This window comes from Caballeronia sp. M23-90, assembly GCF_053574605.1.
In genome coordinates this window covers 1-983 of sequence record NZ_JBSIPA010000886.1, presented here as the reverse complement: position 1 = coordinate 983, position 983 = coordinate 1, and the positions used below count along the sequence as shown (strand labels likewise).

General features: G+C 63.2%; 1 pseudogene. It reads left to right on the top strand.

Annotated features, from left to right (window positions below):
- Positions 1-983, top strand: a pseudogene (locus tag ACRXB1_RS36755) (exodeoxyribonuclease V subunit gamma); the annotation flags it as partial.

Below are 983 nucleotides of genomic sequence, written 5' to 3'. Positions count from 1 at the left end.
TGCGTGGTCTCGCGCCTTCGGCCGTCACTGGCGTGGATGTTCCTGCAGCCCGCCATACGTTTTCGGATGCGCTGACCCGGCTCTTCCTTGGCTACGCGCTGCCCGATGGCGGCGCTCCTGTCGACGAATGGCTGCCCGTGGAAGGCGCGCACGGATCGGATTCGGAGTTGCTCGGGCGGTTGACGCGTTTCATTGACCATATAGATGCCTTCGGCGAACGCGTCGCCACACCACGCACGCCCGCGGCGTGGACACAAACGCTGCTCGACGCGCTCACGCAATTTTTCGATGCTGGCCTGCCGTTCGCCGATTCGATCGCCGATGTGCGCGCAACGCTCGACTCGCTGATGCTTTCAATGAACGAGGGCGCGGCCGAAACCGAAATTTCCGCAGATGTATTACGCACGGCGCTGACGGATGCCCTGGACGATGCCGCGCGTGGCGGCGTGCCGTGGGGCGGTGTGACGTTTTCGTCGCTGACGAGCTTGCGCGGCTTGCCGTATCGCGTGATCTGTTTGCTCGGCATGGACGACGGCATGTTGCCAAGTCTCGCGCGTGCCGACGAATTCGACCTGATGGCAAGTTTCGGCAAGCTCGGCGATCGTCAACGCCGCGACGACGAGCGCAACTTGTTCCTCGACTTGCTACTGGCTGCACGCGATCGATTGATGATCGCGTACACCGGACGCAGCATTCGCGACAACGCCGCACTGCCGCCCGCTGCGCTGATCGATGAACTGCTCGATCATCTCGCCGTGACGGTCGCGGGAGACGACGCGTCGCCTAAGGAACTCGAAGCGGCACGCAGCCGCTTTGTGTTCGAGCATCCGCTGCAACCATTCGCGCCTGAGTACTTCAGCAACCCCTTGTTCACCTATGAGCCCGAGCGTGCAGAGCTTGCTCGGACGCTGGCGCTCGGCAAGACCGAGCCGTCGGTCAGATTCTTCGGCGTGCCGTTGCCGGCGGAAGACGTCGAACCCATA